Here is a 14,104-nt window from a genome sequence, read left to right as displayed (position 1 = left end):
TCCGCCAGCCGGCGCCAGCCGGGAAAGCCCCCGAAAGTGAAACCCTGAGAGGACACCATGACGAAGTTTCGTCCCCTGCATGACCGTGTCGTCGTGAAGCGCATCGACAGCGAAGAAAAGACGAAGGGCGGGATCATCATTCCGGACACCGCCAAGGAAAAGCCCCAGGAAGGCGAAGTGATCGCCGTCGGTGCCGGCGCCCGTGGCGATGACGGCAAGCTGATCCCGCTCGACGTGAAGGTCGGCGACCGCATCCTGTTCGGCAAGTGGTCGGGCACGGAAGTCAAGATCGATGGCGAGGATCTCCTGATCATGAAGGAATCCGACATCATGGGTGTGATCGAAACCGGCGCGGCCTCCAAGAAGGCTGCCTGAGGGCTTCGGACCACCCCCCGTTACAACAATTCAGGAGTAAAGACCTATGGCTGCGAAAGACGTTAAGTTTTCGAGCGACGCCCGCGACAAGATGCTGCGCGGCGTGGATATCCTCGCCAATGCCGTGAAGGTGACGCTCGGTCCGAAGGGCCGCAACGTCGTCATCGAGAAGTCCTTCGGTGCCCCGCGCATCACGAAGGACGGCGTGACGGTCGCCAAGGAAATCGAACTGCAGGACAAGTTCGAGAATATGGGCGCCCAGATGGTTCGCGAAGTCGCGTCCCGTCAGAACGACCATGCCGGTGACGGCACCACCACCGCAACCGTTCTCGCCCAGGCGATCGTCCGGGAAGGCGCCAAGTCGGTGGCCGCCGGCATGAACCCGATGGATCTGAAGCGCGGCATCGACATGGCGGTTGACGCTGTCGTTTCCGACCTGAAGAAGAACTCCAAGAAGGTCACCTCGAACGACGAAGTGGCCCAGGTCGGCACCATCTCGGCCAATGGCGACACCTCGGTCGGCAAGATGATCGCGGAAGCGATGCAGCGCGTCGGCAACGAAGGCGTCATCACCGTCGAGGAAGCCAAGACCGCCGAGACCGAACTCGATGTCGTCGAAGGCATGCAGTTCGACCGCGGCTATCTCTCGCCGTACTTCATCACCAACGCCGAGAAGATGATCGCCGAACTCGACGATCCCTACATCCTCATCTTCGAAAAGAAGCTCTCCTCGCTCCAGCCGATGCTGCCGGTGCTTGAAGCGGTCGTCCAGACCGGCAAGCCGCTCGTCATCGTCGCCGAGGACGTGGAAGGCGAAGCGCTTGCCACCCTCGTCGTCAACAAGCTGCGCGGCGGCCTGAAAGTCGCGGCGGTGAAGGCTCCGGGCTTCGGCGATCGCCGCAAGGCGATGCTCGAGGACATCGCGATCCTCACCAACGGCCAGATGATCTCCGAAGATCTCGGTATCAAGCTCGAGAACGTGTCGCTCCCCATGCTCGGCCGCGCCAAGAAGGTGCGCATCGAGAAGGAGAACACCACGATCGTCGACGGTGCCGGCAAGAAGAAGGAAATCGAGGCCCGCGTCTCGCAGATCAAGGCCCAGATCGAGGAAACCACCTCCGATTACGACCGTGAGAAGCTCCAGGAGCGCCTGGCCAAGCTCGCGGGCGGCGTCGCGGTGATCCGCGTCGGCGGCTCGACCGAGATCGAGGTCAAGGAAAAGAAGGACCGCGTGGATGACGCGCTGAACGCCACCCGCGCTGCGGTGGAAGAAGGCGTGCTGCCGGGCGGCGGTGTGGCTCTGCTGCGTGCTGCTGGCGCGATCGGCAAGCTGAAGCCGGCTAACGAAGACCAGAAGATCGGCATCGAGATCGTCAAGAAGGCGCTCACCACGCCGGCTCGCCAGATCATCGACAATGCCGGTGACGACGCTGCCGTCATCGTCGGCAAGCTCGTCGAGGCCAAGGGCTACAATGACGGCTACAACGCCCAGACGGGCGAGTTCGTCGACATGGTCAAGGCCGGCATCATCGACCCGACCAAGGTCGTCCGTACCGCGATCCAGGATGCCGCCTCGGTGGCCGGCCTGCTGATCACGACGGAAGCCATGATCGCCGAAGCCCCGAAGAAGGACAGCCCCGCCCCGGCCATGCCGGGTGGCGGCATGGGCGGGATGGATTTCTAATCCATCCGCCCAAGTCAGGGTCAATCCAATCCCGGCAACAGCCGGGATTGGTGCGGGATGGATTTCTGATCCATCCGCCCACGGCATCCGGGCGCGAAAGTGGAAACCGGTTTCGCGCGGAAAGGATGCCGGGAAAAAATCAATCCAATCCCGGCAACAGCCGGGATTGGTGCGGGATGGATTTCTGATCCATCCCCCGACGGAACATATGGAAAGGCCCGGGAAACCGGGCCTTTTTACATTTGACCGATGGCGCCGGCCACCCGCTCACGCAACCGGCTTCGCAAACCTTTCCCACGCTTCACGCGTCGGCGTCGTGCTGGCACCGGGCAGTTGCGGCAGCAGGAAATGTCCGTCCCGCACCTCGGCCGGTTCCTCGAAGGCATCCTTGATCCAGGGAATGTATTCCAGCACCGGCGTGCCGGAATGCCAGTAGGCCAGATGCACATGGACCTGGCTCATCTCGCCGGCATGCGGCGCCACCGGCAGGCGATAGGCCGTGGCAAGATCGGCCACCTGCAGGTATTCGGTGATGCCCCCGAGCCGGGTCACGTCCGGCTGGACCCAATGCACCGCACCGGCAGCGATGAAGGCGCGGAAGGCATCGACCGTATAGAGCTGCTCGCCCAGCGCCACCGGGATCGCCGTATTGCGCGCCAGCTCGGCATGCGAGCCAATATCATCATACCACATCGGCTCCTCGAACCAGAGCAGGTCAAGATCCTTTGCCAGCGAACAAAAGCGCTTGCAGGTGGGCAGATCCCATTTGCCATTGCCGTCAATCGCCATGGTCACATGCGGGCCGATCGCCTCGCGCACGGCCTCGAGCCGGCGGATATCGACCACCGGATCGGCATGGCCGACCTTGACCTTGATCCGCCGGAAGCCCAGCACCTCGATGGCATGGCGGGCCCCGTCAATGATCTCCGGCAGGCTGAGCGATAGCCACCCGATATCGGTATTGTAGGCTTCCTGCCGCGGCCGCGCCGCACCGCCGAGCAACGCCCAGAGCGGCTGGGCGGCGGCCTTCGCCTTGAGATCCCACAGGGCAACATCCACCGCCGCCAGCGCGAGATGGGTGATGCCGGCCCGGCCAACCCATTGCAGCGCCGGAAAGCGCGCCAGCTTCATCCAGAGCCTGCTGATATCGGCCGCCTCCTCGCCGATGAGCAGCTCGGCATAGCAATCCCGGATGCAGGACGTGATCAGCCGGTCCGAAGGCAGATGGGCATGGGTGCCGGTATAGCCATAGCCCTCGAGCCCGTCCTCCGTCACGATCCGCACGCCAACCACGCCCCAATGCGTGACGGTGTGGGTGGAATCCCGGATCGACCCGCCCGTGACGGGGACATGAAGAATGAACGGATCGACGCGGGCAATGCGCATGGGAAGGCTCCGGTTCGGTGTCAGGTCGGCATATCTGGCGAAGACGCGGGCAAAACGGCAGGGCGGGGAAAGGCCACGGCCTCGATCTCCTCCCGTGCATGTTCGATCATCTGTGTCAGGTGCCGGGCCGCGCGGTCGCCATCGCCCGCGGCGATGGCCTCTGCCACGGCGCGATGCACCGGCAGGGCCTGCTCGACCGCCTCGAGGCTCCCTGTCGACAGCCGGAACGACACCCGCAGCACCGAGGAGATGAGCGGCACCAGCGAGAGGAAGAACTGGTTGCCGGTGGCCCGCAGAATGCCGACATGAAAGGCAAGATCCGCCTCCATGTGATCCTCGCGGAAGGTCTGGCTGGCGGCCGCCTGCTCCATGCGTCGGTAGAGATCACGCACCAGGCCTCGCTCGGAGGCCGGCTCGCGCCGCGCGGCAAGCCGGGCAGCGGCCGGCTCGATGGCGAGACGCAACTCCATCAGGTCCTTCACGAAAGCTGCATCGACCCCGCATTCGAGCCGCCACTCGATCACCCGGGCATCGAACAGGTTCCAGCAGGATTGCGGCAGCACCTTCGTGCCGATCCGGGGCCCGGTGGAGACCAGCCCCTTGGCGACCAGCGTCTTGATCGCCTCCCGCACGACCGTGCGGCTGACCCCGAGCTCGGCGCAGATGGCTGGCTCGATGGGCAGGTTCTCACCCACCGAAAAGCGTCCATTGATGATCCAGCCCGCGATCGTCTCGACCGTCTGGGTATGGATACTCCTCCCGGTTTTCATGGGGAATCATCGTATGATACGATGATTCACTGTCAAGCGGCGAGGGCTCGCCTCAGCGAAGCGGAACCAGCCGGAACAACTCACCCCGTTCACCGGCAAGGATCAGCACGCCCTGCCCGACCGGTTCGACCCGCGTGACTTCGCCAAGCGCGGACAGGAACCTTTGTTCCTGCGCCATCAGGCCGGCAGGACAGGCCATCCGCGTGCCGGCGGCTTGCGTGAAGCGCAGGCGTTCGCCCTCGCGGACATAGCTGGCCATGAAGCGGTTGCAGCCGGTGCTTCCCGAAACCCGCCCTCCCGCCTCGAACTGGAAGGTCGCCGGCGGCTGTAGCGCCAACTCCCCGCCGGCCATCGAGACGACCAGCCAGGATTGCCCGGAAAGGTCTTGGGCGGGAACCGAGAGAGTGGCGGAGAACGAAAGGCCGGCAGCAAGGATGAGGCGTGCGAGGGCGGGCGTCATGGAAGGGATCCGCAGGCAGGACAGGCATTTCGCCGAATTGGTTGCTCGTGGACAGGTTGCGCGATTCAGGCCGGAGGTCAATCACATGGACGCGAGGTGGGCTGATACATTCGAATATAAATCATGCAAAAATGCAATTTTAAAGGTTATTTTATCGCTTGAATTTTGCAAATTTTCTGCTTTCTTCGCGCCAGCTACGACTTTCCGCCAACACCTTCTTCAGGAAATCCATCATGAACAACCCCGCTCTCACCAACCTCGCCCTTCTGGCTGGCCGCATCCTTGTCGCGATTCCCTTCGTGCTCGGTGGCTACAACAAGATCGGCGGTTTTGCCGGCACCCAGAAATACATGGAAGCCTTCGGCGTGCCGGGCATGCTGCTGCCGCTGGTGATCGCCCTCGAACTCGGCGCCGGCCTGCTGCTGATCATCGGCTACCAGACGCGCCTCGCCGCTCTGGCCCTGGCCGGCTTCACGCTGATGGCTGGCGTGCTCTTCCACGGCAAGCTGTCGGATCCGATGCAGGCGATCCTGTTCTTCAAGAACGTCGCCATGACCGGCGGCATGCTGGCAATCTTCGTGGCCGGCGCCGGCGCCTTCTCGCTGGATGCCCGCCGCCGCTGACCGGCTCTTCAGCCCGCCAGGGTCCAGACAACGGTGCGCTTGATGGCATGGTCCTCGAGCGCACCGACCACCGGCACCTCGTAGGCGGCGAGTTCCGACAGCCCCTGCTTCGGCAGGTAGCTCCGTCCGGGATCGCCCAGCAACACGCGGGCGCCGCGCTGCCGGAGCCCTTCGAGCCAGTCCAGCACCCGAGCCGCCATGGCCTGCTCGTAGCAGACATCGCCGGCCAGAATCACCTCCCAGCCCTCGTCCAGCCCGATCACGTCACGCTGTGCAGCCTCGATCGTCACGCTGTTCTCCGCCGCATTGAGGCGGGAAGCAACCACGGCGAACGGGTCGATATCGACCGCCAGCACGGACCCGGCACCCGCCATCGCCGCCGCAATGGCCACCAGCCCGGAGCCGGTGGCGAAATCCAGCACGCGCCGCCCGGCCACCTCTGCCGGATGATCGAGCAGGTAGCGCGCCAGCCCCTGCCCGCCGGCCCAGGCAAAGGCCCAGAAGGGCGGTGGCAGGCCCATTTCCTGCAACTCCTCCTCGGTTTTCTGCCAGAGGGCGATCGCCTCATGCGCCACATGCAGCCGGATCTCCGGCACATGCGGGACCGGGCTGATCCCGGTCTCGGCCCGGATGAAGGCGGCGCGCTCGGCCTCGGTGGCGCAGGGCAGGACTGTCATTTCTGTCTCCCGCCGGAGCTCGGACAAGTTCCGGCCATCTTTCACCATGATAGCAAACAAAACCGCACCGTCCGGACCCGCAATGTCATGTTCGCCTGACACTGCGCGCGAGGCGTGATAACGGATCGATCGCTGGCGATCGGTTGAACCCGTGCGGCCAGGCTCGATTCCTGTCAAGAAAGGCCCCCGATGTTCTGGGCGCGCGTGACCGCTCTGACCGTTGTTCTCCTGACCGGCCTCTGGATCGGCTCGGGCTATCTGCGCCCCTCCACCTATGCGCCGCCGGCCCGGACCGATTCCGGCAAACCCGCTTTCCGGGTGAATGTCGCCGATGTCGGCGTGTCCGAACACAGCCGCCGCTACGTGATCACCGGCCGGACGCAGAGCGACCAGCGCGTGATCGTCTCCGCCCGGACCAACGGGCTCGTCACCCGCGTCGCCGTGCGGCGCGGCAGTCTCGTCAAGCCGGGCGATCTCATCGCCGAGCTTTCCGATGAGGCGCGCGAGGCGAATGTCACGCAGGCCCGCGCCCGCCTGGCCCAGCGGGCGGCCGAACTGGAAGCCCGCGAATCGCTGGCGAAGCGCGGTAATTACCCGACGCTCAATCTCGAGCAGCTCCGCGCCGAGAAACAGGCTGCCGAGGCGCTCCTGGCCACCGCCGAGGCGGAATTGCTCCGCGCGGCTATCCTCGCCCCAATCGCCGGCCTGGTGAATGACCTGCCGGCAGAAGTCGGCCAGACCATGCAATCCGGTGCCGCGGTGGCCGAGCTGATCGCGCCCGATCCGATGCTCGCCGTGGTGGAACTGCCCGAGCGGCGCCTTGCCGGTGTGCGTGTCGGCGATCCCGCCGAGATCCGCCTCGTCACCGGCGAGACCCGGCAGGGCAAGGTACGCTTCGTCGCCCGCCGTCCCGGCGGCGTGACGCGCACCTACCGCGTCGATGTCGAATTCGCCAACCCGGATGGCGCTATCGCCGATGGGATCGCCGCGGAGGTCGCGCTGGTGCTCGCGCCGGTGCCGGCCGCGCGCGTGCCGCGCTCCGCGCTGACCTTCTCAGCGGAAGGCCAGCTCGGCCTCCGGATCGTCGATGCCGGCAATATCGTGCAATTCGTCCCTGTCACCCTTGTCGATGATGAGGAAACCCATCTCTGGGTCTCCGGCCTCTCCGGGACAACACGGGTGATCACCCGAGGGCAGGAGTTTATCCGCGAGGGCCAGAAGGTCGAGGCCGTGCCGGAATCCGGGACGTGACCGCATGAACGGCCTGATCCAGTATTCCATCACCCATGCGCGGCTGACCATCGCCGCCATGCTTTTCCTGCTGGTGGCGGGTATCTCGGCCTATCTCTCCATTCCGAAGGAAGCCGAGCCCGATGTGCAGGTGCCCATCGTCTATGTCTCGGTCACGCAGCGCGGCATCTCACCGGAGGATGCCGAACGGCTGATCCTCCGCCCGCTCGAGACGCAGCTGAAATCCGTGGCCAATGTCAAGGAGATGCGCGCTTCCGCCTTCGAGGGCGGCGGCTTCGTTCTGCTCGAGTTTCAGCCCGGCTTCGATTCCCGCCGCGCCATCGCCGATGTCCGCGCCAAGGTGGATGATGCCAAGCGCGACCTGCCGCGCGATGCCGATGAGCCGAAGGTGGTCGAGGTCAATCTCTCGCTCTTCCCGGTCATCATCGTGGCCATGAAGGGAGAGGTTCCGGAACAGACCATGGTCCGGCTCGCCCGCCAGCTCCGCACCGCCATCGAGCAGGTGCCGGGTGTGCTCTCCGCCGAACTGAAAGGCGCGCGCGACGAGGTGGTCGAGATCATCGTCGAGCCGACCCTGCTCGCCGCCTATGGCGTGTCGCTGGACGATCTGATCCGCATCGTCTCCGGCTCGAACACGCTGATTGCTGCCGGCTCGCTGGAGAACCAGTCCGGCCGCTTCGCGGTCAAGGTGCCGAGCCTGATCGAGCGCCCGCAGGATATTCTCGACCTTCCGATCCTCGCCAATGCCGGCGCGGTGGTCCGGCTGGGCGATGTCGCCGAGGTCCGCCCGACCTTCAAGGATGCGACGACCATCACCCGCGTTGACGGCAAGCCCGCCATCACGATCGAGGTGGCCAAGCGCGCCGGCGCCAACCTGATCGACACGGTCGACGGGGTGAAATACGTGCTCGAGAAGGCGCGGCCGCTCCTGCCCGCCACGATCGAGCTCTCGACCACGCAGGACCGCTCGATCACCATCCGCACCATGCTGGGCGACCTGCAGAATTCCGTGATTTCCGGGGTGTTGCTCGTCGCCATCGTGATCCTCGCCACACTCGGCTTCCGCGCCTCGCTGCTGGTCGGGCTGGCCGTGCCCTTCTCCTTCCTCGCCGGAATCCTGGCGCTTCAGCTCTCCGGCCTGACGGTGAATATCGTCGTGCTGTTCTCGCTCATCCTCGCGGTCGGCGAGCTGGTGGATGACGCGATTATCGTGACCGAATTCGCCGAGCGCCGCATGGCCGAGGGTGTCGCACCCAAAGAGGCCTACGCCCTTGCCGCCAGCCGGATGACCGGCCCTGTCCTCGCCGCCACCACAACCCGCGTTGCCGCCTTCTCGCCGCTGCTCTTCTGGCCCGGCATTGTGGGCGAATTCATGAAATATCTGCCGCTCACGCTGATCGCCACGCTTGCGGCAAGCCTTGTCTATGCGCTGTTCTTCGTGCCGGCCATCGGCGCGCTGATCGGGAAGTCCGGCACGCCGGAGGATGGCGCCGCCTTGTCACGCCGGGGCCCCTATATGCGTGCCGTCAGCCTCGCGCTCGACCATCCCGGAAAGACGATCCTGCTCACCATCGCGATGCTGGTCGCCATTCCGATGATCCATGCCAAGGTGGGCAAGGGCGTCGAGTTCTTCCCGGAGGTCGAGCCGGATTACGCGCTGGTGCAGGTCCGGGCGCGCGGCAATCTCAGCCTGATGGAGAAGGACAGGATTGTCCGGCAGGTCGAGCAGCGCCTGCTCGGCATGAGCGAGATCCAGACCGTCTATACCCGCCTCGGCGAGATGGCGCGCGGCGGCAATGACGAGCTTTCCCCGGATACGATCGGGCTGATGCAGTTCGAGCTCATCGACTGGCAGAAGCGCCGCAAGGCCACCGAGATCATGGAGGATATCCGCCAGAAGACGGCCGATATTCCCGGCATCGAAATCGCGGTCACCAAGCCAAAGGCCGGCCCACCCACCGGCAAGCCGATCCAGATCGAATTGTCCGCCTTCGACCCCGCCTTGCTGGATGGCGCGGCAAAGAAGGTCGCGTCCATGCTCGCTGCCCGGCCTGACATTACCGATCTCGATAACGGCCTGCCCCTGCCCGGCATTGACTGGACCCTGCGCCTCGACCGCGGCGAGGCCGCCAAGGTCGGTGCCGGCGCCGGCACGGTGGGCACGGCAGTCCAGCTCGTCACCAATGGCGTCAAGCTGACGGAATATCGCCCCGCCACGGCCGACAAATCCGTGGATGTGCTGCTGCGCTTCCCGCCCGGCCGCCGCTCGCTCGACCAGCTCGACGAGATGCTCGTCAACACGCCGGCCGGCCCGGTGCCGATCGGCACCCTCGTCAAGCGCGAGGCGACGCGCTCTGTCGGGACGCTGAACCGCGTGAACGCCACCCGCGTCATCAACATCTCGGCGAATCTCGCTGCCGGGGCGCAATCGGCCGAGGTGCAGAAAGAAGTGACCGAAGCGCTCGGCAAGCTCCAGCTCGGCGATGGCGTCTTCTTCCGGCTCAAGGGCGAGGATGAGGAACGGGCCAAGGCCTCCGCCTTCCTCACCAAGGCCTTCGGGGCGGCGTTGTTCATGATCTTCGCCATCTTGCTGGCGCAGTTCAATTCCTTCACCAGCGTCGGGCTGATCCTCTCCTCGGTGGTGCTGGCGCTGATCGGCGTATTCATCGGGCTGATCGTGATGGACCAGCCCTTCGGCGTGGTGATGACCGGGCTCGGCATCATCAGCCTGGCCGGCGTGATCGTGAACAACAACATCGTGCTGATCGACACCTACGACATGCTGCGCCGCGACGGGCTGGCCGCCCGAGAGGCCATCCTCAAAACCTGCGCCGAGCGCGCGCGCCCGGTCGTAATGACGGCCGCCTCCTCGGTACTCGGTGTTGCGCCGATTGCCTTCGGCATCAATATCGACTTCGTCCTGCGCGATATCAGCGTCGGCGCGCCCGCCACGCAATGGTGGGTGCAGCTCTCGACCGCGATGCTGTTCGGCCTCTCCTTCGCAACCGTGCTGACGCTGATCGTCACCCCGGCGGCGTTGCAGCTGGTGGCGAATGGCGCCGCATGGCGCGCCCGCCGGCGCGCGCGCCGCCTCGCTGCGGTCACAGCCTGACGCTGACCAGGATCGCCTACCCCTTCGCGCTCCGAAGGAGGGCAGCGATATCGAAGGTCGATTCCCGGCCGATCGCGTCGAAATGTTTCGCCAGCCAACTTTCCCCGGCTTTCCGGCCCCGGGCAAAAAGCAACTCGATAAACCCCTTCTCGGCATTCACCTTCGAGGATGCGGCGAGATCTCCGAGGGCCTTGTCCGCATCGATCCGGTGCAGCAGCAGGTTGCGGTAGCGCTCTGTCGGGACACGGTTCTCCTCCAGCAGGCGCTGCACGAATTCGATGGCGCGATACTCCGCCAGCAGGGGCGCGTTGAACGTGATCTCGTTCAGGCGGTTCTCGATCGCCCGCGCCGTTTTCGGCAATTCCTTCCGGATCATCCGGGTGATCTGCACGATCAGCAGGTCGCGGCTGTCATTGGCCTGGAAGAGCGGGAACAAAGCCGGGTTGCCGGTATAGCCGCCATCCCAGTAGGGCACGCCGTCGATCTCGATCGCCTGGAACAGCGAGGGCAGGCAGGCCGAGGCCAGCACATGCTCGGCCGTCAGCTTTTTCTGGTCGAAGATCGTCACCCGCCCGGTATGGACATTGGTGGCGGCGATGAAGAGCTGCGTCTGCCCGCAGGCGCGCACCTTGCCGAAATCGATCTCCGCCTGCAGCACATCGCGCAGCGGGTTGAGGTCGAGCGGGTTGGTCTCGTACGGGCTCGCGACCCGCGTCATCCATTCGAACCACAGGAAGCCGGGCGTCTGCTCGATATCCCAGAGGCCGAACAGCCGGTCCGCCAGCGTGCGCTGGATCGGCGAATAGCGGGCACCATCGGAAATGCGCGTCCAGAAGGCGCGGAGCTGCTCGCGCGCGCCCTCGCGGCCGCCTTCGCTCATGCCCTCGGCGAGGGCGACAGCATTCATCGCCCCGGCACTGCTGCCGCTGATCGCGCGGATCTCGAGACGCTCATCCTCGAGCAGCGCATCGAGCACGCCCCAGGTGAAGGCGCCATGGGCGCCCCCACCCTGCAAGGCGAGATTGAGCGACTTGCGCGCGCTCATTGCGCTGTCCAGCCGCCATCCATCGAGATGGTCGTGCCGGTAATCGAGGCCGCGACCGGCGAGGCGAGATAGACCGCCAGGGCCGCCACCTGCTCCACGGTGACGAATTCCTTCGTCGGCTGGGCAGCGAGCAGCACGTTCTTCTTGACCTCGTCCTCGGTCATGTTGCGGGCCTTCATCGTGTCCGGGATCTGGCGCTCGACCAGCGGCGTCCAGACATAGCCCGGCGCGATCGCGTTCACGGTGATCTTGCTCTGCGCGAGTTCGAGCGCGACCGTCTTGGTCAGGCCGGTCACCCCGTGCTTGGCCGCGACATAGGCCGATTTGAACGGCGAGGCGATCAGCGCATGGGCGGAGGAAAGATTGATGATCCGCCCGCCGCCGCGCGCCTTCATGCCCGGAACCGCAGCCTTGATCGTGTGGAAGGCGGAGGAGAGGTTGATGCCGATGATCTGGTCCCATTTCTCGTCCGGGAAATCCTCGACCGGCGAGACGAACTGGATGCCGGCATTGTTGACGAGGATATCGAGCCGCCCGAGCTTCGATTCCGTCCCGGCCACGAGGTCGCGGATCTCCGCCGGCTTGAGCATGTTGGCGCCGTGATAGCCGGCCTTCACGCCGAATTCCGTCTCGATACCGCGCCGGATCGTCTCGATCTCGGCGGCATCGCCGAGGCCGTTGATCATGACATCGGCACCTTCGGCTGCGAAGGCCCGCGCCATGGCAAGGCCGATACCGCTCGTTGACCCCGTCACCATGGCCACCTTGCCCTGGAACATTCCCGCCATTTCCTGTCCTCCTTCAATGGATCGAGGCGTTTTATCATGCTGCGCCGCAATATCCATGGCGACGATCTCGCTTTGCCGCGATTTCGGCATTATAGAGAAACCATGGCTTCGCGCGCTGCCCAATCCCACGCTCCCCACCGCCATGATCATGCCCATGATCACGCCGGCGAGGCGGCCTGCTGCGCCGGCCATGCCATTCCGGCCGCGGAAACCGTGGCGCGTGCCGAGGAAACCTGCCGCCAGCGCGGCTTGCGGCTCACCCCGCAGCGCCGGGCCGTGCTCGAGGTGCTGGCCGAAGCGAAACGCCCGCTCGGTGCCTATGACATTATCGAGCAACTGCGCCCCGGTGGCGGCAGAGGCCCGGCCCCGATCGTCATCTACCGCGCGCTGGATTTCCTGCGCGAGAACGGCTTCATCCACCGGCTCGAATCGCTCAACGCTTTCATCGCCTGCCCGCATCGTCATGGCAGCGGCGAGAAGGTGGTCTTCCTGATCTGCGAGGCCTGCCAGCACGTCGAGGAAGCCGTCGCCGCCCCGCTTTCGGAGGCGATGGCCCGCCTCGCACAGGGCCATGGCTTTGCCGCACGCCGGCAGGTCATCGAGCTGGCGGGCATCTGCCGCCATTGCCAGACCCACCCGTCAGACGAGGACCGAACGCCGTGAATGACAGCCGCCCCCTGCCGCCGCTGGCCGCTTTCGGAGCCGCCCCGCGCCACCGCACAACCGGCGTCCGCGTCGGCGAGGTCCAGGTCGGCGGTCTGGTGGCCGGCCAGCCGGCTCCGGTCGTCGTGCAGTCCATGACCAATACCGATACGGCCGATATCGACGCCACGGTGAAGCAGGTCGCCGCCCTTGCCCGGGCCGGCTCGGAAATCGTCCGCATCACGGTCGACCGCGACGAGGCCGCCGCCGCGGTGCCGCATATCCGTGAAAAACTGCTGCAGCGCGGCGTCAACGTGCCGCTGGTCGGCGATTTCCACTATATCGGCCACAAGCTGCTGGCCGATCACCCCGCCTGCGCCGAGGCGTTGGACAAATACCGCATCAATCCCGGCAATGTCGGCTTCAGGGAAAAGAAGGACCGCCAGTTCGGTGCCATTGTCGAAGCCGCGATCCGCTACGGCAAGGTGGTGCGGATCGGCGCCAACTGGGGCTCGCTCGACCAGGAATTGCTGACCGCCCTGATGGACGAGAATGCCCGGTCCGCCCAGCCGCTTGAGGCCCGCGCCGTCCTGCGCGAGGCGATGGTGCAATCGGCCCTGTTGTCGGCCGAACGGGCCGAGGAGATCGGCCTCGGCGCGGACAGGATCATCCTCTCCGCCAAGGTCTCGGCCGTGCAGGATCTCATCACCGTGTACCGCATGCTGGCCCAGCGCTCGACCTATGCGCTCCATCTCGGACTGACCGAGGCCGGCATGGGCTCGAAAGGCATCGTCGCCTCCTCGGCCGCGCTCGGCATCCTGCTGCAGGAAGGCATCGGCGACACGATCCGCTTCTCGCTGACGCCGGAACCGGGTGGCGACCGCACCCTCGAGGTGCGCGCCGCGCAGGAACTCCTGCAGACCATGGGCTTCCGCACCTTCGTGCCGCAGGTCGCGGCCTGCCCGGGTTGTGGCCGCACCACCTCCACCGTGTTCCAGGAACTCGCGCGCGACATCCAGGACTGGATCGTGGCCTCGATGCCGGAATGGAAGACGCGCTATCCCGGCGTCGAGACGCTGAATGTCGCCGTGATGGGCTGCATCGTGAACGGCCCCGGCGAATCCAAGCATGCCGATATCGGCATCTCCCTGCCCGGCACCGGCGAGACCCCGGCCGCCCCGGTCTTCATCGACGGGCAGAAAGCCATGACCCTGCGCGGCCCGGCCATCGCCGCCGAGTTCAAGACCTTGGTCGGCGAATATATCGAGAAGCGCTTCGGGGTGTGAGGCGG

Annotated in this window: 13 protein-coding genes; 7 read left to right on the top strand and 6 right to left on the bottom strand. The window is 65.5% G+C overall.

All coding sequences use genetic code 11. From position 1 onward, the window contains the following. The first annotated feature begins 57 nt into the window (after positions 1 to 57). Positions 58 to 375 carry a co-chaperone GroES gene (gene groES / locus P0652_RS04660; RefSeq protein ID WP_284177604.1) on the top strand — a complete coding sequence of 106 codons (318 nt, stop codon included), beginning with the start codon at positions 58 to 60 and terminating at the stop codon, positions 373 to 375. Between the two features lie 46 nt (positions 376 to 421). Next, entirely contained in the window at positions 422 to 2,059 is a 1,638-nt protein-coding gene (gene groL, locus P0652_RS04655) for a chaperonin GroEL (protein ID WP_284177603.1), read from the top strand. A gap of 267 nt (positions 2,060 to 2,326) precedes the next feature. Here the strand turns inward: groL and P0652_RS04650 are convergent, their stop codons facing one another. The 3 genes from P0652_RS04650 to P0652_RS04640 are packed head-to-tail and all read right to left on the bottom strand — an operon-like array spanning position 2,327 to position 4,675. Then, positions 2,327 to 3,445 (bottom strand): mandelate racemase/muconate lactonizing enzyme family protein, encoded by a 1,119-nt coding sequence (locus P0652_RS04650; protein ID WP_284177602.1) that lies wholly within the window; start codon positions 3,443 to 3,445, stop codon positions 2,327 to 2,329. Positions 3,446 to 3,465: 20 nt separating this feature from the next. After that, positions 3,466 to 4,215 carry a FadR/GntR family transcriptional regulator gene (locus tag P0652_RS04645; protein WP_284177601.1) on the bottom strand — a complete coding sequence of 250 codons (750 nt, stop codon included), beginning with the start codon at positions 4,213 to 4,215 and terminating at the stop codon, positions 3,466 to 3,468. Positions 4,216 to 4,267: 52 nt separating this feature from the next. Further along, complete coding sequence (locus P0652_RS04640) at positions 4,268 to 4,675, bottom strand: META domain-containing protein (protein ID WP_284177600.1); 408 nt, start codon at positions 4,673 to 4,675, stop codon at positions 4,268 to 4,270. Positions 4,676 to 4,908: 233 nt separating this feature from the next. Here P0652_RS04640 and P0652_RS04635 point away from each other — a divergent pair, with 233 nt between their 5' ends. Continuing rightward, positions 4,909 to 5,298, top strand: a complete 390-nt coding sequence (locus tag P0652_RS04635) for a DoxX family protein (RefSeq protein WP_284177599.1) — start codon at positions 4,909 to 4,911, stop codon at positions 5,296 to 5,298. Positions 5,299 to 5,306: 8 nt separating this feature from the next. Here P0652_RS04635 and P0652_RS04630 read toward each other — a convergent pair whose 3' ends face one another. Continuing rightward, positions 5,307 to 5,975 carry a class I SAM-dependent methyltransferase gene (locus P0652_RS04630; RefSeq protein WP_284177598.1) on the bottom strand — a complete coding sequence of 223 codons (669 nt, stop codon included), beginning with the start codon at positions 5,973 to 5,975 and terminating at the stop codon, positions 5,307 to 5,309. Positions 5,976 to 6,164: 189 nt separating this feature from the next. Between P0652_RS04630 and P0652_RS04625 the strand changes: the two genes are divergently transcribed. Both P0652_RS04625 and P0652_RS04620 read left to right on the top strand, forming a co-directional pair. Then, a complete protein-coding gene (locus tag P0652_RS04625) occupies positions 6,165 to 7,226 on the top strand; it encodes an efflux RND transporter periplasmic adaptor subunit (protein ID WP_284177597.1) in 1,062 nt (353 codons plus the stop codon). A 4-nt stretch (positions 7,227 to 7,230) separates the two neighbouring features. After that, on the top strand, positions 7,231 to 10,338 hold the full coding sequence (locus P0652_RS04620; RefSeq protein WP_284177596.1) for an efflux RND transporter permease subunit: 3,108 nt from the start codon (positions 7,231 to 7,233) through the stop codon (positions 10,336 to 10,338). 16 nt (positions 10,339 to 10,354) lie between these two features. Here the strand turns inward: P0652_RS04620 and P0652_RS04615 are convergent, their stop codons facing one another. Together P0652_RS04615 and P0652_RS04610 are read right to left on the bottom strand one after the other, a co-directional pair. After that, a complete protein-coding gene (locus P0652_RS04615; RefSeq protein ID WP_284177595.1) occupies positions 10,355 to 11,383 on the bottom strand; it encodes a patatin-like phospholipase family protein in 1,029 nt (342 codons plus the stop codon). Then, positions 11,380 to 12,162, bottom strand: a complete 783-nt coding sequence (locus tag P0652_RS04610) for a 3-hydroxybutyrate dehydrogenase (protein ID WP_284178011.1) — start codon at positions 12,160 to 12,162, stop codon at positions 11,380 to 11,382. The genes P0652_RS04615 and P0652_RS04610 overlap by 4 nt, the downstream gene beginning before the upstream one ends. A gap of 45 nt (positions 12,163 to 12,207) precedes the next feature. Between P0652_RS04610 and P0652_RS04605 the strand changes: the two genes are divergently transcribed. Beyond that, positions 12,208 to 12,834, top strand: coding sequence for a Fur family transcriptional regulator (locus P0652_RS04605; protein ID WP_284177594.1), 627 nt, complete (start codon positions 12,208 to 12,210; stop codon positions 12,832 to 12,834). After that, positions 12,831 to 14,099 (top strand): flavodoxin-dependent (E)-4-hydroxy-3-methylbut-2-enyl-diphosphate synthase, encoded by a 1,269-nt coding sequence (gene ispG / locus P0652_RS04600; protein ID WP_284177593.1) that lies wholly within the window; start codon positions 12,831 to 12,833, stop codon positions 14,097 to 14,099. Before P0652_RS04605 ends, ispG begins: the two co-directional genes overlap by 4 nt. Positions 14,100 to 14,104 lie beyond the last annotated feature (5 nt).

It is taken from the genome of Rhabdaerophilum sp. SD176 (assembly GCF_030143245.1).
Lineage (GTDB): Bacteria > Pseudomonadota > Alphaproteobacteria > Rhizobiales > Beijerinckiaceae > Rhabdaerophilum.
This window is presented reverse-complemented; position numbering and strand designations above follow the sequence as displayed.